The organism is Thermus sp. FJN-A (genome assembly GCF_054655095.1).
Window position 1 is genome coordinate 229,304 of record NZ_BAAHSC010000190.1, and the last position, 19,583, is coordinate 248,886.

Annotated in this window: 18 protein-coding genes; 5 read left to right on the plus strand and 13 right to left on the minus strand. The window is 66.9% G+C overall.

Translation table 11 applies throughout. From position 1 onward, the window contains the following. Positions 1-4 precede the first annotated feature (4 nt). From ACYQ0J_RS08770 to murI, 7 genes are all read right to left on the minus strand, one after another. Positions 5-1,324 (minus strand): sugar ABC transporter permease, encoded by a 1,320-nt coding sequence (locus ACYQ0J_RS08770; RefSeq protein WP_460171778.1) that lies wholly within the window; start codon positions 1,322-1,324, stop codon positions 5-7. After that, complete coding sequence (locus ACYQ0J_RS08775) at positions 1,325-2,653, minus strand: ABC transporter permease subunit (RefSeq protein ID WP_460171779.1); 1,329 nt, start codon at positions 2,651-2,653, stop codon at positions 1,325-1,327. It abuts the gene before it with no gap. 60 nt (positions 2,654-2,713) lie between these two features. After that, on the minus strand, positions 2,714-3,910 hold the full coding sequence (locus ACYQ0J_RS08780) for a sugar ABC transporter substrate-binding protein (protein WP_460171780.1): 1,197 nt from the start codon (positions 3,908-3,910) through the stop codon (positions 2,714-2,716). Positions 3,911-4,020: 110 nt separating this feature from the next. Further along, a complete protein-coding gene (locus ACYQ0J_RS08785; protein WP_460171781.1) occupies positions 4,021-5,052 on the minus strand; it encodes an RMD1 family protein in 1,032 nt (343 codons plus the stop codon). After that, a complete protein-coding gene (gene rdgB / locus ACYQ0J_RS08790; protein ID WP_460171782.1) occupies positions 5,049-5,660 on the minus strand; it encodes an RdgB/HAM1 family non-canonical purine NTP pyrophosphatase in 612 nt (203 codons plus the stop codon). Before rdgB ends, ACYQ0J_RS08785 begins: the two co-directional genes overlap by 4 nt. Positions 5,661-5,665: 5 nt before the next feature. Continuing rightward, positions 5,666-6,310, minus strand: a complete 645-nt coding sequence (locus tag ACYQ0J_RS08795; RefSeq protein ID WP_460171783.1) for an LOG family protein — start codon at positions 6,308-6,310, stop codon at positions 5,666-5,668. Positions 6,311-6,329: 19 nt separating this feature from the next. Further along, entirely contained in the window at positions 6,330-7,103 is a 774-nt protein-coding gene (murI, locus tag ACYQ0J_RS08800) for a glutamate racemase (protein ID WP_460171784.1), read from the minus strand. A gap of 84 nt (positions 7,104-7,187) precedes the next feature. Here murI and metK point away from each other — a divergent pair, with 84 nt between their 5' ends. Beyond that, positions 7,188-8,366 carry a methionine adenosyltransferase gene (metK, locus tag ACYQ0J_RS08805; RefSeq protein ID WP_460171811.1) on the plus strand — a complete coding sequence of 393 codons (1,179 nt, stop codon included), beginning with the start codon at positions 7,188-7,190 and terminating at the stop codon, positions 8,364-8,366. Between the two features lie 38 nt (positions 8,367-8,404). Here the strand turns inward: metK and ACYQ0J_RS08810 are convergent, their stop codons facing one another. The 6 genes from ACYQ0J_RS08810 to ACYQ0J_RS08835 all read right to left on the minus strand — a co-directional run bounded on the left by ACYQ0J_RS08810 (position 8,405) and on the right by ACYQ0J_RS08835 (position 14,849). Next, complete coding sequence (locus ACYQ0J_RS08810; RefSeq protein WP_460171785.1) at positions 8,405-9,481, minus strand: GGDEF domain-containing protein; 1,077 nt, start codon at positions 9,479-9,481, stop codon at positions 8,405-8,407. Positions 9,482-9,537: 56 nt separating this feature from the next. Then, entirely contained in the window at positions 9,538-11,430 is a 1,893-nt protein-coding gene (gene speA / locus ACYQ0J_RS08815) for a biosynthetic arginine decarboxylase (RefSeq protein ID WP_460171786.1), read from the minus strand. An 81-nt stretch (positions 11,431-11,511) separates the two neighbouring features. Continuing rightward, the gene (locus ACYQ0J_RS08820; RefSeq protein ID WP_460171787.1) at positions 11,512-12,033 is read right to left on the minus strand and encodes a DUF72 domain-containing protein; all 522 of its coding nucleotides are present in this window, start codon (positions 12,031-12,033) and stop codon (positions 11,512-11,514) included. An 11-nt stretch (positions 12,034-12,044) separates the two neighbouring features. Then, positions 12,045-12,746, minus strand: coding sequence for an alpha/beta hydrolase (locus ACYQ0J_RS08825; protein WP_460171788.1), 702 nt, complete (start codon positions 12,744-12,746; stop codon positions 12,045-12,047). Positions 12,747-12,750: 4 nt separating this feature from the next. Then, positions 12,751-13,683, minus strand: coding sequence for a ribose-phosphate diphosphokinase (locus tag ACYQ0J_RS08830; protein ID WP_460171789.1), 933 nt, complete (start codon positions 13,681-13,683; stop codon positions 12,751-12,753). A 35-nt stretch (positions 13,684-13,718) separates the two neighbouring features. Continuing rightward, positions 13,719-14,849, minus strand: a complete 1,131-nt coding sequence (locus ACYQ0J_RS08835; protein ID WP_460171790.1) for a M24 family metallopeptidase — start codon at positions 14,847-14,849, stop codon at positions 13,719-13,721. A gap of 80 nt (positions 14,850-14,929) precedes the next feature. On the opposite strand from ACYQ0J_RS08835, the gene erpA reads away from it, so the two are divergent. From erpA to ACYQ0J_RS08855, 4 genes are all read left to right on the plus strand, one after another. Further along, positions 14,930-15,310, plus strand: a complete 381-nt coding sequence (erpA, locus tag ACYQ0J_RS08840; RefSeq protein ID WP_460171791.1) for an iron-sulfur cluster insertion protein ErpA — start codon at positions 14,930-14,932, stop codon at positions 15,308-15,310. Between the two features lie 120 nt (positions 15,311-15,430). Continuing rightward, complete coding sequence (locus tag ACYQ0J_RS08845) at positions 15,431-17,299, plus strand: peptide ABC transporter substrate-binding protein (RefSeq protein ID WP_460171792.1); 1,869 nt, start codon at positions 15,431-15,433, stop codon at positions 17,297-17,299. A gap of 75 nt (positions 17,300-17,374) precedes the next feature. Further along, on the plus strand, positions 17,375-18,385 hold the full coding sequence (locus ACYQ0J_RS08850) for an ABC transporter permease (RefSeq protein WP_460171793.1): 1,011 nt from the start codon (positions 17,375-17,377) through the stop codon (positions 18,383-18,385). A gap of 9 nt (positions 18,386-18,394) precedes the next feature. Continuing rightward, a complete protein-coding gene (locus tag ACYQ0J_RS08855; protein WP_460171794.1) occupies positions 18,395-19,582 on the plus strand; it encodes an ABC transporter permease in 1,188 nt (395 codons plus the stop codon). Position 19,583 lies beyond the last annotated feature (1 nt).

Consider the following 19,583-nt stretch of genomic DNA (forward strand, 5'->3'; position numbering starts at 1 on the left):
ACGCTTATTCTTTCACGGCCCCCGCCGTGTACCCGGAGACGAAGTACTGCTGGAACCCGTAGAAGAGGAAGAGGATGGGCAGGGAACCCAGGACGCTCGCCGCGGCGAAGATGCCCCACTTGGTCTGGAACTGCCCCGTGGTGAAGCTCCTGAGGCCCACGCCCACGTTCCAGCTCTCCACCCCCGTGAGGACCAGGTTGGCCAGGACGAACTCCGAGTAGGTGCCCACGAACTGGAGGAGGAAGATGAAGACGAACATGGGGGCGGAAAGGGGAAGGAGGATCCGCGTGAAGACCTGCCATCTCGTGGCCCCGTCCACCATGGCCGCCTCCTCGAGGCTCGGGCTGATGCTCTCCAGGTAGCCCTTGTAGACCCAGGTGCCGAAGCTGATGATCCCCCCGGAGTAGGCCAGCACGAGGCCGGTGAAGGTGTTCAGGAGGTCCAGGCGGGAGAGGAGGTAGTAGATGGCCACCAGGGCCAAGAACCCCGGGAACATCTGCACGAAGATGAAGAAGAGGAGCATGGGGTAGCGCCCGGGCAGGTGGCGGAAGCGGGCGAAGGCATAGCCCGCGGTGGCGGTGAGGAGGACGGCGAGAAGCCCCGTGAGGCCGGAGATGAGGAAGGTGTTCCGCACCCAGAGGAGAAACTTGGTCTCCGTCCCCTGCCCGGTGAACTGCCTGGGGGAAAGGGAGAGGGAGAGGGCGAAGACGGCAAGGGCCAGGAGGAGGAGGGACCGCCCCTGCCAGAGGTCCATCCAATCCTCCGCCGGAAGAAGCCGCCTTAGGAGGCCGATGCCCGCCACCCCCAAGAGGGCAAGCCCCGCCAGGACCAAAAGCCCCACCTGGTAGGGGAAGAGCACCACCCCCTCCACCAGCTTGGCGTAGTTTTCCAGGGAGGGCTCGGGCAGGTAGGGGATGACCTTGGCGTCCAGGAGAAGGAAGCCCGTGTCGGGCCTACGGAAGCTAAAGAGGTTGTTGGTGGGGTCAAAGCTCGCCGCCACCACCTGGACCACGGGGTAGTAGACGAGGAGGATCAGCATCCAGAGGAAGAGGTGGGTCACCCCTTGGAGGAAGAGGGGCCAGGGGCTCCTCCGCCTCCCCTGAAGGCGGTTCACGAGGGCGGTGTGGAGGAGGCTGTAGAGGAGGACAAGGAGGACCAAGGCCCCGAGGAAGCCCAAGGCGTAGGCCCACCCGTAAGGCACGAAGACGCTGCCAAAGGCCACCTGTTTGCGGTACGAGCCTTCGTCAAAGAGCCGGTTGGCGGCGAACCAATACGCCCCGTAAAGGGCCAGGCCCGTGAGGAGGAAAGCCAAAAGGCGCCGCATCTACCGCACCTCCCGAAGTGCCCCCGTGACCCGGAAGTTCACCAGGCTGATGGCCACGGTGATGGCGAAGATGAGGAGGCTAATGGCTGCCCCGAGGCCGTAGGCCGACTGGCCCTCGGCGCTGAAGGCGGTCTTGTAGGCCCAGGAGATGAGGATGTCCGTGGCCTGGGCGGTGGCGAGCCTTCCCTCCTGCGCCGGGCCGCCCGCGGTGAGCAGGTAGATGATGTAGAAGTTGTTGAAGTTGAAGGCGAAGGAGGAGAGCAGGATGGGCACCATGGGCTTTTCCAAGAGGGGAAGGGTTATGCCGAGGAGGGCCTGCCACGGGGTGGCCCCGTCCACCTTGGCCGCCTCGTAGAGCTCGTCGGGGATGGTGGAGAGGGCCCCCAAGGTGGCGGTCATCATGTAGGGAAAGCCGAGCCAGAGGTTGACGAGGAACACGGCCACCTTGGCCCAGTCGGGGTCGTTGAGCCAGGGGATGGGGTAGATGCCGAGCACCCCCAGAAGCCGGTTGATGGCCCCGAAGTTGTAGTTCAAAAGGGCCACCCAGACCTGGACGGTGATGACCCCAGGCAGGGCCCAGGAGACGATGAGTACCGTGCGGTAGAAGTTCCTGAGCTTTAAGGCCCGGTTGTTGAGGACAAGCCCCAGGACGAGGCCCACGAGGGCGTTTAGGAGCACGGTGCTCGCCGCGAAGACCACGTTCCAGGCGAAGACGGGAAGGAGGGCCTTGCTGGCCTGGGAGAGGATGAAGGCGAAGTTTCTTAGGCCCACGAAGTGAAAGGCGTTCACCTTGGCCACGAACTCCGCCGGGAAGGGGGGTGGGCGGTCCAGAAGGAGGGCGTTACCCTCGGCCTCGAGGATTCTGGCCCGAATGCGGTGCCCCTCCGCGTAGACCTCCACCGGCTCCCCGCGGCAGGGGTCGCAGCGAAGGGCTTCCTTGGCGGGTTCTTCCAGGAGAAGCCGGGGGCCTTCCTGCGCCACCACCCGGGTCTCCGTGGAGCGGTCGGGGAAGCCGTTCTTGGCCCCGGAGTAGTCGGTGAAGGCCAGGTAGACGGTGAGGCCTATGGGGTAAAGGGTGAAGACCAGGAGGAAGGCGAGGGCGGGGAGGAGGTAGTACCAGTCGGAAAGCCAGGGGAAGAGGCGCCCTAAGAGCACCGCCCCCGGCAGGAGGACCAGAAGGGCCAGGACCAGGATGGTCCAGCCGGGAGGGGCGAAGGCGGCCTCGAGGGCCAGGTACCCCAGGATGCCCACCCCCGTGGCCAGGAGGAGAAGGCCGAGGAGGAGGGAGAGGGCCAGGAGAAAGCCTTTCAGGCCAGGCGGGTGCTTCATGGCTTTAACGATACGCCCCCCACGGGGGAGGATGGTCCCGTGGGGGGGCGGGCATGGGCCTTACTTGCCGATGGCCTTCTTGATCTCGGCCACCATGTCCTCCACGATCTTCTTCACGTTGGAGTCCGGCTTCTGCACCGCCAGGCTGATGGCGCTGCCCCACGGCCCCCAGACCTTGCCCATCTCGGGGATGTTGGGCATGGGGGTGCCCAGGGCGAAGACCTTGGCGAAGCCGGCCACCACCGGGTCTTTCTCCAGGGTCTTGGCGGCGCTTAAGGACACGGGGATGCGGCCGCCCGCCTGGTTGAAGGAGACCAGGTTCTTGCCGGTGGTGAGGGTCTTGGCGAAGTTCACCGCCGCGGTCTTGTTCTTGGAGTAGGCGTTCACCACCACCCCCTGCACGCCCAGGAAGGGCCCCCAGGGGTTCTTGGCCCCGGGCGGGGTGGGGAAGGGGGCGATGCCGAAATCCACCTTGGCCTTCTTGTAATCCCCGAGGGCCCAGGGGCCGTTGATGATCATGGCCAAAGCCCCGTCCTTGAAGGCCCCGTCGGCCACGCCGTAGTCCACCCCTTCGGGCACCAGGTTGTACTTGAAGCGGAGGTCCTTGATGAAGGAAAGCGCCTTTTCCCCTACCTCGCCCCCGATGAGGAGCTTGGAGGGGTCCAGGTTGCCCTTGGCGTCCTTGCCGAAGACGTTTTCCGCCCCGAAGGCCCGGAAGAACCCGAAGTTAAAGTAGGGGTCGCCAATGTTGTAGAGGAAGCCGAAGGTGGAGCCCGTGGTGTGCTGCCTGGCCAGGGCCAAAAACTCGTCCCAGGTCTTGGGGGGCTCCTTCACGTACTTCTTGTTGTAAATGAGGGCCACGCTCTCGGCGAAGGCGGGGAGGCCCATGAGCTTCCCGCCGAAGGTAAAGGCCTCCACCGCCACGCCCTGGAGGTCCGCAAGGTAACTGGGCGTCACGTACTTGCCCATGGGTTCCAGCACCCCGGCTTGGGCCATCTCCCCCAGCCAGTCGTGGGGGATGGTGACCAAGAGGTCCGCGGCCTGCCCCTGGGGAGCCCCCAGGATGAACTTCTGCTTGATATCCCCGAAGGGGACCTCCACCACCTCCACCTTGGTGCCCGAGGTCTTCTCGTAGGCCCTGGCTTGCGCCTTCAGCCACTCCAGCTCAGGACCGCCGAAGTGGGTCCAGACCGTGATCTTCCCCTGGGCCAAGGCCAGGGAAAGCCCGAGAGCCAGTACCGCCAGCGCTTTTCGCATATCCCACCTCCGGGCGTGTGGTAGCGTTTCCGCTAAGTGTTTTTACCACGCCCCGCGGCCTGAGTATACCACTCCCAAAAAGGACGCAAGCCCTAGACGCCGCAAGGCCCTTAGGGCAAGGCCCGCACCACCTCAAAGGCGATGAGGGCCAGGATGCCCAGTTCCACCGCCTGGCTTCTCAGGTGGACCACCTCCTCTGTGACCATCTCGTAGGTGGCCTCGAGGGCCCTTAGCTTCTCCTCCACGCTTCGCTCCAGCTCGTGGGCCCCGTAAAGCTCCAGGGCGGCCCGGTAGATCTTGGCGTAGAAGAGGTCCTCGGTGATGCGCAAAGCCCCCTCCATGCGGGCCTTCACGTCGGCGATTTCCGCGTGCCGGGCCATGAGGCGGCGGCGGAGGCGCTGGAGCCTCCCGTACCCCCAAACCCCCCGGTGCCGCAGCACCTGGGGGACCAGCTCCAGCTCCTCGGTGAGCACCCGGTCGTAGTAGGAGAGCTCCAAAAGCTGGGCGTGCACGAACTCCACCAGGTCGGCCACGTCCCAGATCCCCTCCGAGTCCAGGATCAGGACCCGGTCAAAGCCCAGGAGGGCCAGGTCCTCCGTGGAGTAGCTGTAGCGGTAGCGGGCCATCTCTTGCCGCACCTCGGGGGCGAACTCCTCCTCCGTGCCCATCCACAAGGGGGTGAGGTCCACCGGGGGGGCGTGGGCCTTGCTTCCCTCCAGGCCCAGGGCGTGGTAGACCACGAACTCCTCGGAGAGGCGCTTTTCCTCGGGGCGAAGGAGGGCCCCCTGGAGGTAGGGCTCCAGGGCGGCCAGCTCCGCCAGGAAGAACCCCTCCCAGAAGGGGAGGTCGGGGAGGGTGAGGGCCTTGGCCACAAAGGCCTCCCAGGACATCTTTTCCCCCAGGTGCACCCGGAGGGAGAGGGCCACCACCCCGAACTCGTAGAGCCGGGCGGTGAGGAGGCCGGAAAACCCCTCCACGCTCCGCACCCCAAGCTCAATCTGCGCCGGGGGGTTCTCGAAGCGGACCGCTCCCAGCCTGGGCCGGGACAGGCGGAGGCGGGGGGTGGAAAGGCGGCCTAGGTCTATCTCGTCCGCCAGGTCGTAGAGGCGGTAAAGGGCGATGTGGGGGGAGAGGAGGTTCATTCCAGCTTGGAGATCTCCCGGGGCGGGGGGCCGTGCCGGTAGGCCTCGAGGAGGGCTCTAAGGGCCTTTCCCCGGTGGGAGTAGCGGGCCTTTTCCTCCAAGGTCATCTCGGCGAAGGTCTTGCCCGCCTCCGGCACGTAGAAGAGGGGGTCGTAGCCGAAGCCCCCTTCTCCCCGGGGGGCCTCGAGGATCACCCCCTCCACGCTTCCCTCGTAGGCCTCGGCGTGCCCGTCGGGATAGGCCAGGACCAGGACGGCCACGAAGCGGGCCTTCCGTTCTTCTCCCTTGAGGTGGCGCATCCTCTCCAGGAGGTAGACGTTCCGCTCCCGGTCCGTGGCCCTTCCCCCGTAGCGGGCGGAGTAGATCCCGGGCTCCCCGCCCAGGGCCGGCACCTCCAGGCCCGAGTCGTCGGCCAGGGCGGGAAGCCCCGTGGCCTTGGCCACGTAGGCGGCCTTGAGGAGGGCGTTTTCCAGGAAGCTCATCCCTTCCTCCTTGGGCATGCGCAAGGGGAAGTCGGCCAGGGAAAGGAAGGTCCAGCCCAAGGGGGCCAAGCCCTCCCGGAGCTCCCGCACCTTGCCGGGGTTGGCGGTGGCCAGGACCAGGCGCATCCTTTCTAGGATACTCCCTCGAGGGCCGCCACCACCTCCTCTGGGGTGTCCAGGGGTGTGAGGAGGGAGAGGTCCTTGGGGTCCAGGGCCCCCTGGTCCTTCAGGAAATCCATCCAGGAGAGAAGCCCCCGCCAGTAGGCCCGGTCCAAGGCGAAGACGGGAAAGGGATGGACCTTCTCCGTCTGGATGAGGACCAGGACCTCGGAGAGCTCGTCCAGGGTACCGAAGCCTCCGGGAAGGAAGACGAAGGCGTGGGCGTAGCGGACGAAGAGCACCTTGCGCACGAAGAAATAGCGCAGGGAGAGGGCGTGGGTCTGGTAGGGGTTGGGCCGCTGCTCGTGGGGAAGTTCTATGTTCAGGCCCACGCTCACCCCGCCCGCCTCGTAAGCCCCCCGGTTCACCGCCTCCATGACCCCGGGCCCGCCCCCCGTGACCACCCCGTACCCCGCCTCCGCTAAAGCCCGCCCCAGCCGGTAGCCCAGCCCGTAGGCGGGATGCCCCTCCCCGAAGCGGGCGGAGCCGAAGACGGAGACCAGGGGCACCCCTATCCCCGCCAGGGTTTCGAATCCTTCCACGAACTCCGCCAGGATGCGGAAAAGCCGCCAAGCGTCCTCGTGGTGAAGCTGGTCTATGAGGGGCTTCTTGGTCATGGTTTTACCACCCCCGGGGCTAAAGCTCTTCCAGGCTCACCCGGTAAAGCTCGGCCACCTCCACCCCCAGGCGCCCGGCCAGGTTCTTGTAGCTCTCGGGGTCGCCGGTGACGAAGTGGACCACCCGGCCCCTGCCTTCCGGGTTCAAGAGCCCCTCCCGGGCCAGGACCTGGGCCACCTTCCTCGCCGTGGCCTCGGCGGAGTCTATGAGCCGCACCCCGGGGAGCACCTTCTCTAGGGTGCCCTTGAGGTAGGGGTAGTGGGTGCAACCCAGGATGAGGGCCTCGAGGTCCTCGGGAGCCTCCTCCAGGTAGTGCCGGGCCACCAGGAGGGCCACGGGGTCGTCCCAGAGGCCCTCCTCCACCAAGGGGACGAAGAGGGGGCAGGCCTTGGCCCAAGCCAGGGGCAGGTAGCGCTCGTAGGCGCGGCTTTCCACCGTGGCCTGGGTGCCGATGAGCCCCACCTTCCCGTGCCCCTTCGCCACCTCCGCCGCGGGCTCCAGCACCCCGATCACAGGTAGGGAAAGGTCCTCCGCCAGGTCGGGAAGCGCCGCCGAGCTTGCGGTGTTGCAGGCCACCACCAGGGCCTTCACCCCCTGCCTGAGGAGGAAGCCCGCGATCTCCCAGGCGAAGCGCCGGACCATGGGGAGGGGCTTCCCGCCGTAGGGTACCCGGGCGGTGTCGCCGAAGTAGAGGAAGTCCTCCCGGGGCAAAACCCTCTTGAGGGCGGAGAGGACGGTGAGGCCGCCCACCCCCGAGTCAAAGACGCCGATAGGGGCTTTTGGGTCCTTCACAGGCCCCCATCCTACCTGGACGGACGTGGGGGGGTGCTATACTATCAGGGTTGCCCCGATGGGGGCGTGAAGGAGGTGCGCAAGTTGCGGCTGGTCACGTCCGAGTCGGTCACGGAAGGGCACCCCGATAAGCTGGCGGACCGGATTTCCGACGCCATCCTGGACGCCCTCATCGCCCAGGACAAGAAGGCCCGGGTGGCGGCGGAGACCCTGGTCACCACCGGGCTCGTGTTCGTGGCGGGGGAGATCACCACCGAGGGGTACGTGGACATCCCCGGCCTGGTGCGCAAGACGGTGCGGGAGGTGGGCTACACCCGGGCCAAGTACGGGTTTGACGCGGACACCTGTGCCGTCCTCACCGCCATCGACGAGCAGTCCCCGGACATCGCCGGTGGGGTGAACCTCTCCTACGAGTGGCGGGTGCTCAAGTCCACCGACCCCTTGGACCGCACGGGCGCGGGGGACCAGGGCCTCATGTTCGGCTACGCCACCGACGAGACGCCGGAGCTCATGCCCCTCCCCATCACCCTGGCCCACCGCCTCACCATGCGCCTGGCGGAGGTGCGCAAGACCGGGCTTCTCCCTTACCTGCGCCCCGACGGCAAGGCCCAGGTCACCGTGGTCTACGAGGGGGACAGGCCCCTTTACGTGAAGACCGTGGTGGTCTCCGCCCAGCACTCCCCCGAGGTGGAGCAGGACCAGCTCAGGGAGGACCTGGTCCGCGAGGTGGTGCGCCAGGCCATCCCCCCGGAGTACCTCAAGGAGGGGGAGACCGAGTACCTCATCAACCCCTCGGGCCGTTTCATCCTGGGGGGCCCCCACGCGGACACCGGGCTTACGGGCCGCAAGATCATCGTGGACACCTACGGCGGGGCGGTGCCCCACGGGGGCGGGGCCTTCAGCGGCAAGGACCCCACCAAGGTGGACCGCTCCGCCAGCTACTACGCCCGCTACATGGCCAAGAACATCGTGGCGGCGGGGCTTGCGAGGAGGGCCCTCGTGGAGCTCGCTTACGCCATCGGCAAGGCGCGGCCCGTGTCCTTGCGGGTGGAGACCTTCGGCACCGGGGTTTTGCCTGACGAGAAGCTCACCGAGGTGGCCAAGAGGGTTTTTGACCCCAGGCCCCTCGCCATCATCGAGGAGCTGGACCTCCTCCGCCCCATCTACACCCCCACCAGCGCCTACGGCCACTTCGGCCGCGCGGGCTTTCCCTGGGAGGAGACGGACCGGGTGGAGGCCCTAAGGCGGGAGGCGGGGCTTTAATACCACCCCATGCTGGCGCAAGCCAGCATGGGGGCCCCTCAGGTCACCTCCACCCGGTTTTTCCCCCGGCGCTTGGCTTGGTACATGGCCTCGTCGGCCCGCTTGAGGAGGGAGAGGGGCGAGTCGGTGGGGCTGGCCTGGGTCACGCCCAGGCTGGCGGAGAGGTGTTCCACCGGGGGCACCTTCAGGGCCGCCACCTTTTGGCGGAGCCGCTCCGCCAAGCGGGTGGCCTGGGCCAAGGGGGTTTCCGGCATAACCACGGCGAATTCCTCGCCTCCCAGGCGCACGGCCCGGTCGCTCTGGCGCACGTGGCCCTCGAGGCAGGCCGCCAGGGCCTTGAGCACCCGGTCCCCCACCTCGTGGCCGTAGGTGTCGTTGATTCCCTTGAAGCCGTCCAGGTCCAAGACCACGAGGGAGAGGGGGCGGCCGTAGCGCTGCACGCGGAAAAGCTCCCGCTCCAGCACCAGCTCCAGGTAGCGCCGGTTGCGAAGGCCCGTGAGGAAATCCGTGTAGGCGTCCAGCTGGGCTTCCAGATACCCTTCCTTCAGCTGCACCAGCATGTAGAGGAGGCTCACGTAGGCCAGGTTGGCCCCGAAGAACTGGGCCAAGGCGTTGAGGTGGGTGGCCTGGAAGTGCCCCCGGAAGGCGCCCAAAAGGGCCAGGAGGAAGAGGGCCATGAGGTAGAGGAGGGCAGCCCGCACCGCTTTCCGGGCGGGGAAAAAGAGGTAGCTGGAGAAGTAGAAGAAGGGCACCCAAAATGCGGCGGGGGAGAGGCCCTGGGGGTTGGGTTTGAGGAGGAGCTGGTAGCCCAAGGTGGCCAGGAGGTAGGAGGCGATGAGGCCGTGGGCGGTGGGCAGAACCCACTTGGCCGCAGGAGGATGGCGCCACAGGGCAACCCCTAGGGCCAGGAAGCCGCCGCCAAGGAGGGGCAGAAAGACCCGGTCCACAGGGTCCACGCCCCCAAGCCTCGAGGTCCCGTAGGCCACCAGGGCCAAAAGGCTCCCCAAGGGCAGAAGCCACAGGGCCATCTGCCGCCGCACCGGGTTCAAGGGGTCTAGGAGCTCCAGGGTGGGGGACAAGTTAAGGCCAGTATAACGGCCCTTCCAGGAGGCCATGGCCCCATCCTGCCACGCCCCCCCTTAACTGGCCCTTAACGGGTTGCAGCGGGGGTTTAGTCCTCCAGGTAGGTGTACCCCTGGAGCTCCCGGGCGTACCGCTCCAGGAAGGCCCCTTTCTCCGCGGGGGAGAGGCGGCTTTGCCGCACCAGGCGCTCCACCCCCAAAAAGAGCTCCCGGGCGGTAAACCCCATCTTCTCGATGACCTTCTCTGCGGTCTCCCCGGGGACGAAGCGCTCAATGGCGAAGCCCTCCTCGTCCACCACCACGTGGGCCTCCCCCACCTGGCCGAAGAGGTTGTGGCTGCTGCCGAGGACGTCCTGGTAGGCCCCCACCAGGAACACCCCCAGGTAGTAGGGCTCCCCGGGACGGATGGCGTGGACGGGCAGGCTCTGGCGCACGTCGTGCAGGTCGATGAAGCGGTCCATCTTGCCGTCGGAGTCGCAGGAGATGTCCACCAGGGTGGCCTGGCGGGTGGGGGGCTCGTGGAGGCGGCTTAAGGGCACGATGGGGAAGAGCTGGTGGATGGCCCAGGCGTCGGGGAGGCTTTGGAAGATGGAGAAGTTGCACACGAGCTTGTCGGCCAAGAGCTTCTCCAGGTCCTCGAACTCGTCCGGGGCGTAGGGGAGTTCCCGGACGATGGTGTAAACCCTGCGGGCGATGTGGTAAAAGATCTCCTCCGCCAAGGCGCGGTCCTTTAGGGACACCAGGCCCAGGTCATAAAGGGTCTGCAGGGTTTCCTTGTCGGCGAAGGCGTCGTGGTAGACCTCGCGGAAGTTCTTGGGGGAGAGGCTTAAAAGCCCTTCCCAAAGCTCCTTCACCAGGGGATGGGCCTCCTCGGGAGGGGCCTTGGGCCTCTCCTCCCCCGGGGGGGTGATCACGTCGATGACCTGCAGGACCAGGACCTGGTGGTAGGCGGTCACCGCCCGGCCCGACTCCGTGACCAGGGTGGGGTGGGGCTCGCCCTGGGCCTCCACCACCTCCTTGGTCACGTAAACCAGGTCCTCCGCGTACTCGGGGAGGGTGTAGTTGGCGGAGGCGTAGAAGTTGGTCTTGGAACCATCGTAGTCCACGGCCAGGCCCCCGCCCAGGTTCAGGTAGGCGAGGGGGGCCCCCAGCTTCCTGAGCTGCACGTAGGTCTGGGCCGCCTCCCGCACCGCGGCCTTGATCCTGCGGATGTCCGTGACCTGGCTGCCGATGTGGGCGTGGACCATGACCAAGGTGTCCAGGAGGTCTTCTTCCTTCAGGATCTCCACCGCCCGGACGATCTCCGGGGTGGTGAGGCCGAACTTGGCGTTTTCCCCGCCGCTGGCCTCCCACTGCCCTGCCCCCTTGGCCTTGAGCTTGTAGCGGATCCCGAGCTGCGGGCGCACCCCCAGCTCCTTGGAGATGCGCACCACCCTGGGGAGCTCGGCGAACTTTTCCAGGGTGATGACCACGTTCCGGCCCAGTTTCCGCCCCGTGAGGGCCAGGCGGATGAAGTCGTCGTCCTTGAAGCCGTTGGTGGTGATGAGGGCTTCCCGGGAGAGGTCCTGGGCCAGGATCAGGGCCAGCTCGGCCTTGCTGCCCGCCTCGAGGCCGTAGTGGTAAGGCCTTCCCGCCTTGGCCACCGTCTCCAGCACCAGGCGGCGCTGGTTCACCTTGACCGGGTAGACCCCGCGGTAGCCTCCCCGGTAGCCGTACTTCTCCATGGCCCGCCGGAAGGCCTCGTTGAGCTCGCGCACCCGGGCCTCCAGGATCTGGGGGAAGCGCAAGACCAAGGGCAGGGGCCGTCCCTCGTCCCTGAGGGCCTCCACGATCTCCAGAAGGGAAGCGGAAGGCCCTTCGGGCCCCAAGGGGGTGACCTCCAGCTCCCCGTCCCGCCCCACCCGGAAGAACCCCGCTCCCCAGTAGGGCACCAGGTAGATCTCCTCGGCTTCTTTCGGGGAAAAGCGCCTGGCCGTCTTCAAGGCTGTCCTCCGGACTGGCCCCTTCCGGGCCAACCCCCGCTATGAGTGTAGGGCGGAAAGGGCGGCTTGTGAAGCATGGGGCTACGCTTCCTTCGGCTCTCCCCGGTAGAGGTAGCCCTCGCCCGCCTCGGGCACCGCCTCGGGGTCCACCAGGTAGAGGAAGGAGCCCTCCTCGTTCACCAGGGCGTGGCCCCGCTCCCGGATCAGGGGCCTTAGGGCCTCCCCCGCCTGGAAGGCCAAGGGCACCGGGCCCACCTCCTCCAGCACCTCGGCCAGGAGGTCAAGCCAGCGGGCGAAGGCCTCGGGTTCCACCCCTTCCGGCACGTAAAGGCGCACCGCCCCCGCCTTGGGGCCGAAGAGGCGAAAGCGCCGGAGAAAACGCCTTAGGACGCGCCGTTCCTCCCCGCTGGGCCGGAAGGTGAGGTGCTTGTGGCCCATCACGCTGAAGCGGAACCCCTCCGGGGCCAAGGCAAGGAGGCGGCTTATGGTCCTAGGGTCCCCCACCCGATGCCACCAGGAGAGCTCCACCGTGGGGAAGGCCAGGCGGTAGGCCCGGAAGCCTCCCGGGTAGCCCCGGTAGCCCCTAAGCCCCTCCCGGATCACCCAGGCCTCCCTCAGGACCAGGCCTCGAGGAAGGCCAGGCCCACCCGGGCCATCAGGGGGGTGATGGTGTGCCCCGCGCCCTCCTCCACGAAGCGGGCCAGGTGCCCCTCCCGGTAGTGGGGCCTCAGGGCCTCCACCGTCTTCTCCATGCGGCTAAGGGGCACGATGAGGTCCTTGGTGCCGTGCAGGTGCAGGAGGGGTACGCTCCCGTAGGCCTCTCCCCGAAGGGCGGGGGGCCTCTCGTAGAGGGCCTGGACCTGGGGGTCCTTCACCTCCTGCCCCTGGGGGAGCTTCATGGGGAAGCCCGAGCCGATGAAGGCCAGAGCCGCCCGGGGCCGGAAGCCCTGGGAAAGGAGGAGGTGGACCACGAAGGCCCCCATGCTCCCCCCGGCCAGGAAAAGGGGAAGGCCGAACCGCTTTTGCGCCTCCTCCGCCACCATCCGGGCCTCCTCGGCGAAGCCCAAGGCCACCTGGTAGACCTCCTCCACGTACCGGGGGCTCTTGGAGGAGGGGGGCGGCCCCTCCCGCTCCCCGTGCCTGGGGGCGTCAAAGGCGAGGAGCAGAAACCCCGCCTCCCCGTAGCCCGGGAGAAGGGAAAGGATGTGCTCTTTGGAGCCTTGGAGGCCGTGAAGGGCCAGAAGCAGGGCCTTGGGCCTTTCAGGCCCCTGGGCCAGGACGGGAAGTCCTTTAACCTGCAAGCGCTCCGTACCCATGGCCTTAGGTGAAGAGGCTGGACACCGACTCCCCCCGGTGGATGCGCCAGATGGCCTCGGCGAAAAGGGGGGCCACGGTAAGGGTCTTGAGCTTGGGGCCCGCCTTAGGGGGGCAGGTGTCCGTGGCCGCCACCTCCTTCACCGAGCTTTGGGCGATGCGCTCCAGGGCGGGGCCCACGTAGACCCCGTGGGTGGCGGCGGCGTAGACCTCCTTGGCCCCGGCCTGCATGAGGGCCTCCACCGCCTCCACCAGGCTTCCGGCGGTAGAGATCTCGTCGTCCACGATCAGGGCGGTTTTCCCTTCCACCTCCCCCACCAGCATCCTGACCCGCACTTCGGTGTCGGAGACCCGCTCCTTGTCGATGAAGGCCAGGGGAAGGCCGAGCCTTCGGGCCAGGGAGCTCGCCCGCTTGAGGTCTCCCGCGTCCGGGGCCACCACCACGGCGTTTTCCAGGTCCACCCGGGTGGCGAAGTGGTTGGCGATCACGGGTTCGGCGGAGAGGTGGTCCACGGGGATCTTGAAGAAGCCGTGGACCTGGGGCGAGTGCAGGGTCATGGTGAGCACCCGGTCGGCCCCCGCGGTCTGGAGGAGGTCGGCGATGAGCCGGGCCGCGATGGAGATGCGGGGCGCGTCCTTCTTGTCGCTCCGGGCGTAGGAGAAGTAGGGGATGACCGCGGTCACCCGGGCGGCGCTGGCCCCCTTGGCGGCGTCAATCATCATGAGGAGCTCCATGAGGTGGTCCTGGACCGGAGGGGTGAGGGACTGGACGAGGAAGACGTCCCCTTCCCGGAGGCTCTCCTCGAAGCGGACGAAGAGGTTGTCGTTGGCGAAGCGCAAGGTGGTGCTCTTGCCCAAGGGGACGCCTAGGGCCTCGGCGATGGCCTGGGCCAGGGGACGGTTGGACTGGCCGGAAAAGATCAGCAGGGGGCGGTCCATGCCATCCCCCAAAATACCACGCCCCCCGGGTATGCCTAGAGGGGGGTGATCTCCTGCTGCACGGGGGTGGTCACCTCCGGGCCCGTGGGGTGGAGGTAGACGTTCACCTCCGTGCGCACCCCAAAGGCGGGGAGGTAGAGGCCGGGTTCCACGGTGAAGGCCAGGCCCGGCACCAAGGGGCGGAAGTCGTGGGTCTCGAGGTCGTCCAGGTGGGGCCCGGCCCCGTGGACCTCCTCCCCCAGGTTGTGCCCCGTGCGGTGGCGGACGAAGGCCCCGTACCCTTGGGCCTCCAGCGCCTCCCGGGCCACCCGGTCCACCTCGTACCCCTTTGGGTGGCGGCCTTCCCCGTAGGCCTCGGCCACGAAGCGGATGGCCTTGTCCCGGGCCTCGGCCACCGCCCGGAAGGCCCGGTGGGCGGCCTCCGGCACCCCCAGGCCCGCCATCCAGGTGATGTCCGCATAGACCCCCCCGGGCTCCTTGGCCCACAGGTCCAGGAGCACCACCTCTCCCCCTTCCAGGCGCTTCTCCCCGGGCTCGTGGTGGGGGTTGGCGGCGTTTTGGCCGAAGGCCACCATGGGGGGGTGGTCGAAGACGAGGCCCAGGCGGGTGAGGACCTCGGCCATGCGGGCCTGGACCATCCTCTCCGTGGCCTCCGGGGCTTCCCGGAGGAGGGCCAAGGCCGCATCCCGGGCCAGGACAAGCCCCTGGGCGGCCCGCCTGTGGCTTTCCAGCCTTTCCGCCCCCCAGGTCTGGAAGAGGAGGAGGAGGGGCCAGGAGGAGGCGAGCTCGAGGCCCATGCCCCGGAGGAGGTCCAGGGTGCCCCCGTCCACCCGGGAGAGGTAGGGGATGGCCCCGCCCGGCACGTATTCCAAGGCGATGCGCCGCGCCCCTTCCAGGAGGTGCGAAAGCCCCTCTTGGAAACTTTGCCAGCTATGGTAGGTGCGCTGTCTCCCTGCCAGTTTGGGGAACAGGCTCGCCTCTATGGCGTGGCAGAGGAGGGTGGGCTCGCCCCTTGCGGGGATGTGGTAGGCGAAGCGCCGGGTCAGGTGGAGGGAGGTGAGGGAAAGGACCTCTAGGGCCAAGGGGTTGCTCCGCCCGAAGGAGAAGAGGAGCCAGCCATCCAGCCTCTCCTCCCGCAGAACTTCCTGCACGCGGACGAGGTCCATGCCCCCATGCTAAGCCCTGGAACCTGCTGCACGTTCTCCTACCCCTGTCGTGGTAGGGTAAGGGGTAAGGAGGTCTGGGCATGGTAGAGGCGCAGGAAACGGTTATCCGCATCACCCCCTTGGCGGCGGAGAAGGCCAGGGAGATCCTCGCCCGTTACGGCAAGGAACACGCGGCCATCCGGGTTTACATTAAGTCTGGAGGGTGCTCCGGCTTCCAGTACGGCATGGCCGTGGACGAGCGGGAGCTGGAAGGGGACACCTTCGTGGAGATGCACGGGGTGCGGCTCGTGGTGGACCCCATGTCCTTGCCCTACCTGGTGGGCTCGGAGATTGACTGGGTGGAGAGCCTCATGGGGGGCGGGTTCACGGTTCACAACCCAAACGCCGCCAGCACCTGCGGCTGCGGCCACTCCTTCCGCACCAAGGACCAGGAAGGGGAAGCCCGCGCCTGCGGCCATTAAACCCCGGTTCCTTCGGGGGGCCCTGCCTGAGGGCCCCTTTAGCTTTTTCCCGGTTGACCTTAACCCGGCGGGTCGTATAATGGCCTCGGCCACTTAGACGGTGCCACGAAAGGAGGCGGTATGCAGAAGGTAGGCAAGCTGGCTGTACTCGGTATAACCGCTCTGGGCCTGGCCCTGGCGGGGCCCCAGGACAACAGCCTGGTGGTGGGGGCTTCCCAGGAGCCTAGGGTTCTGGCGGGGGACTTTCTAAGCATCATCTCCAACCAGGCCATCAAGAGCGAGATCGAGGGATACCTCTTCGCTCCCTTCATCGGCTTCAACGCCGACAGCCAGAACTTCCCCGTTCTGGCCACCGAGGTGCCCACCCAGCAGAACGGGCGCTTGCGGGTGACGGACATCGGCGGGGGCAAGAAGCGCCTAGAGATGGACCTCACCATCCGCCCCGATGCCCGCTGGTCCGATGGCAGGCCCATCACCACGGAGGACGTGGCCTTTTACTTTGAGGTGGGCAAGGCCAAGGGGATGCCCGTGCTGAACCCCGACTACTGGGAGCGGGTGAACCTCCGCGTTAAGGACGCCCGCAACTTTACCGTGATCTTTGAGCCCGCCTACTACTACGACACCTACGGTTCCCCCATAGGCTATGCTCCCAAGCACATCATGGGCCCGGAGTGGGAGAAGGTGAAGGCGGCGGCCCGCAACCTGGACCCCGACAAGGACGCGGAAAAGCTCAACGAGCTCTACCGCAACTTCTTCCTCAAGTTCGCCACCCCTGCCCAGCTCAATAAGGGCGTCATGGTCTACTCCGGGGCCTTCAAGCTCCGCCGCTGGGTGCCGGGGAACTCCATTGAGATGGAGCGGAACCCCAACTTCCCCATCAAGCCCGAGGGCGGGGAGAGCAAGTACGTGCAGAAGGTGGTCTACCGCTTCATCCAGAACACCAACTCCCTCCTGGTGGCGGTGATCGGCGGCTCCATTGACGCCACCTCCAGCGTCTCCCTCACCTTTGACCAGGCCCGGTCCAAGCAGCTCACCTCCCGCGCCCCCGGCCGCTTTGACATCTGGTTCGTGCCCGGGGCCATCTGGGAGCACATTGACATCAATAAGTTTGAGAACTGCCAGGTGGTCAAGGACCTCGGCCTGAACGACAAGCGCACCCGCCAGGCCATCCTCCACGCCCTGAACCGGGAGGGCCTGGTGAAGGCCTTCTTTGACGGCCTCCAGCCCGTGGCCCACACCTGGATTGCCCCCGTCAACCCCCTCTTCAACCCCAACGTCAGGAAGTACGAGTTTGACCTGAAGAAGGCCGAGGCCCTCCTGGCGGAGATGGGCTGGAGGAAGGGGCCGGACGGCATCCTCCAGCGCACCGTGGGCGGCCGCACCGTGCGCTTTGAGATTGAGTACGTCACCACCGCCGGCAACGCCATCCGCGAGCGCACCCAACAGTTCTTCGCCGAGGACCTCAAGAAGATCGGCATCGCCGTCAAGATCAATAACGCCCCCAGCGCCGTGGTCTTCGCCGACGACTACATCCAGCGCGCCTCCGAGTGCAAGTGGACGGGGATGTTTGAGTTCGCCTGGGTCTCCAACCTGCAGGAGGACGGTGGCCTCTTCCAGTACAAGAACCTGAACACCGGGGCCATCATGGTCCCCACCAAGGAGAACAACTACCAGGGCCAGAACATCGGCGGCTGGCGGAACGACGAGTTTGACCGCCTGACGAGCCAGGGGGTCTTGGAGTTTGACGAGGCCAGGCGCAAGGCCCTCTTCGCCCGCGCCCAGGAGATCTGGGCCGAGGAGCTCCCGGCGCTTCCCCTCTACTTCCGCGCCAACCCCTACGTGGTGCGCCAGGGCCTCGTGAACTACGTGGCCAGCGCCTACTCCGGCGGCTACGGCTACCCCGGCTGGAACGCCTGGGAGATCGGCTGGGCCAGCCGCGGCGCCGTGAAGAAGTGGGACCAGGCGAAGTACGCCCTTTCCGTCAAGTAGCCTGGGTGGTATAGTGGGGCCCGCTGGGCTTTAGCCCAGCGGGCTTTTTGAGTGCCATAAACGGGAGGTACAAGGGTGTTCGCCTACACGGTGCGCAGGCTTTTGCAGATGGTCCCCCTGCTCCTTGCGGCCAGCGTGGTCATCTACGCCCTCCTGGCCCTGCAGCCGGGGGACCCTTTGGACGAGCTCAGGCGGCAGAACCCCCGCATGACCGCCGAGCAGTTTGAGGCTTTGAAGCGGGCTTACGGTCTGGACCAGCCCCTCCACATCCGGTACTTCAAGTGGCTCTCCCGGGCGGTGCAAGGGGATCTGGGCTACAGCCGCACCTACGGCATCCCCGCGGCGGAGTACATCTTCGCCCAGCGCCTGCCCAAGACCCTCTTGCTCTCAGGCCTCGCCCTCACCCTGGCCCTTCTGGTGGCCATCCCCGTGGGGGTGTTCTCCGCCGTGCGGCAGTACTCCCTGGCGGACTACGTCATCACCTTTCTCTCCTTCGTGGGGTTTTCCATGCCCGTCTTCTTCCTGGGGATCCTCCTCCTCTACCTCTTCGCTATCTGGCTTCCGGACCACATCCCGGGCTTCCCCCGCTTCCCCACAGGGGGCGTGCCCGGGGTGCTCTGGGAGGACGTGCGCTCGGGGGCGGTGAGCCTGTGGGCGTACCTGGGGCAGTGGGTCTGGCACCTGATCCTGCCCGTGATCGCCCTTTCCTCCCTACAGATGGCTGAGTGGACCCGGTTCATGCGGGCCTCCCTCCTGGAGGTGCTCTCCCAGGACTACATCCGCACCGCCCGGGCCAAGGGGCTTTCCGAGAGGGTGGTGCTCTACAAGCACGCCCTCAGGAACGCCCTCATCCCCATCGTGACCCTGGTGGGCCTGGCCATCCCCGGGGTCTTGGGCGGAGCCACCATCACCGAGACCATCTTCAGCTATCCCGGCATGGGCCGGGCCATCTTTGACGCCCTGGTGGAGAAGGACTACAACGTGGCCATGGCCGCCCTGGCCTTCTTGGCCCTGATGACCGCCCTCTTCAACCTCCTGGCGGACCTGGCCTACGCGGTGGTGGACCCCCGCATCCGCTACAGCTAGAGGTGAGCCATGGCGACCGCAACCGCTTCCCCCAAACCCCGCACCTTCTTTAGCCTCTTCTGGCGCCGCCTGAGGCGGCACAAGATGGCCATGGCCGGCCTGGTGGTCATCGTGCTCCTGATCCTTATGGCCATCTTTGCCCCCTGGATCGCCCCCTACGACCCCACCGCCCAACCCACGGGGGAGGACGTGGGCCAGTACTACTTCAATCCTCCTTCCCGGGAGCACCTCCTGGGCACGGACGACCTGGGGCGGGACGTGCTTTCCCGCATCATCTACGGTTCCCGCATCTCCCTCCTGGTGGGTTTTGCCGTGGCCTTTTCCAGCGTGATCCTGGGGACCATCATGGGAACGCTGGCGGGGTACTTCTCCGGCCGGCCCTTGCGCTTTTACCTGGGTCCCCTCCGCCGGGAGCGGGAGGGGTTCTACCCCTGGACCTTCGCCCTCTGGCGGGTCTTCTCCTGGTTCCTCTACTACGGGGTGCTGTACCTGGCCCTCTCCATCGCCTGGGCCTTGGCCGAGGACGGGATCCGGGCGGGAAGGGCAGGGAGTTACCTGGGCTTTGGCCTCACCCTGGCCTTGGTGCTCTGGGCCGCCTGGCATGGCCTTAAGGGGCAGATCCGCTTGGACTTGGACATCGCCATCAGCCGCCTCATTGACTTCATGCTCACCATCCCCACCCTGCCCCTCCTCTTGGTGCTCTCGGCCCTTCTGCGGGACCCGGGGGTGAAGGTGGGCCAGTGGGCCCAGGGGGTGTTTGGGGATGCGGCCAGCGTCTTCATCATCATCACCATCCTGGTCCTCTTCGGCTGGCTGGGCACCGCCAGGCTGGTGCGGGGGAACATCCTCTCCTTAAGGGAGCAGGACTACGCCACCGCCGCCCAGGCCTTGGGGGCCACGGACCTGCGCATCATGTTCCGCCACCTGGTGCCCAACACCCTTGCCCCCCTCATCGTCCAGGCCACCTTGCAGATCGGCGGGGCCATCCTGGTGGAGGCCGCCTTGTCCTTCCTGGGCTTTGGCATCCAACCCCCGGTGGCCACCTGGGGCAACATGCTCACCAACGCCCAGGAGTACATCTTCACCGCGCCCTGGCTGGCCCTGCCGCCGGGTTTCATGATCTTCATCACGGTGCTGGCTTTCAACTACCTGGGGGACGGCCTCCGGGATGCCTTGGACCCCAGGAGCCGGCTTTGAG

What these genes read in the sequence shown, in the direction of transcription:
- ACYQ0J_RS08810 (WP_460171785.1), bottom strand. Translation starts at nt 9,481, where the DNA reads ATGGCCTCCTGGAAGGGCCGTTATACTGGCCTTAACTTGTCCCCCACC.
- ACYQ0J_RS08775 (WP_460171779.1), bottom strand. Translation starts at nt 2,653, where the DNA reads ATGAAGCACCCGCCTGGCCTGAAAGGCTTTCTCCTGGCCCTCTCCCTC.
- ACYQ0J_RS08780 (WP_460171780.1), bottom strand. Translation starts at nt 3,910, where the DNA reads ATGCGAAAAGCGCTGGCGGTACTGGCTCTCGGGCTTTCCCTGGCCTTG.
- ACYQ0J_RS08785 (WP_460171781.1), bottom strand. Translation starts at nt 5,052, where the DNA reads ATGAACCTCCTCTCCCCCCACATCGCCCTTTACCGCCTCTACGACCTG.
- rdgB (WP_460171782.1), bottom strand. Translation starts at nt 5,660, where the DNA reads ATGCGCCTGGTCCTGGCCACCGCCAACCCCGGCAAGGTGCGGGAGCTC.
- ACYQ0J_RS08845 (WP_460171792.1), top strand. Translation starts at nt 15,431, where the DNA reads ATGCAGAAGGTAGGCAAGCTGGCTGTACTCGGTATAACCGCTCTGGGC.
- ACYQ0J_RS08795 (WP_460171783.1), bottom strand. Translation starts at nt 6,310, where the DNA reads ATGACCAAGAAGCCCCTCATAGACCAGCTTCACCACGAGGACGCTTGG.
- ACYQ0J_RS08830 (WP_460171789.1), bottom strand. Translation starts at nt 13,683, where the DNA reads ATGGACCGCCCCCTGCTGATCTTTTCCGGCCAGTCCAACCGTCCCCTG.
- ACYQ0J_RS08825 (WP_460171788.1), bottom strand. Translation starts at nt 12,746, where the DNA reads ATGGGTACGGAGCGCTTGCAGGTTAAAGGACTTCCCGTCCTGGCCCAG.
- ACYQ0J_RS08770 (WP_460171778.1), bottom strand. Translation starts at nt 1,324, where the DNA reads ATGCGGCGCCTTTTGGCTTTCCTCCTCACGGGCCTGGCCCTTTACGGG.
- erpA (WP_460171791.1), top strand. Translation starts at nt 14,930, where the DNA reads ATGGTAGAGGCGCAGGAAACGGTTATCCGCATCACCCCCTTGGCGGCG.
- ACYQ0J_RS08855 (WP_460171794.1), top strand. Translation starts at nt 18,395, where the DNA reads ATGGCGACCGCAACCGCTTCCCCCAAACCCCGCACCTTCTTTAGCCTC.
- ACYQ0J_RS08835 (WP_460171790.1), bottom strand. Translation starts at nt 14,849, where the DNA reads ATGGACCTCGTCCGCGTGCAGGAAGTTCTGCGGGAGGAGAGGCTGGAT.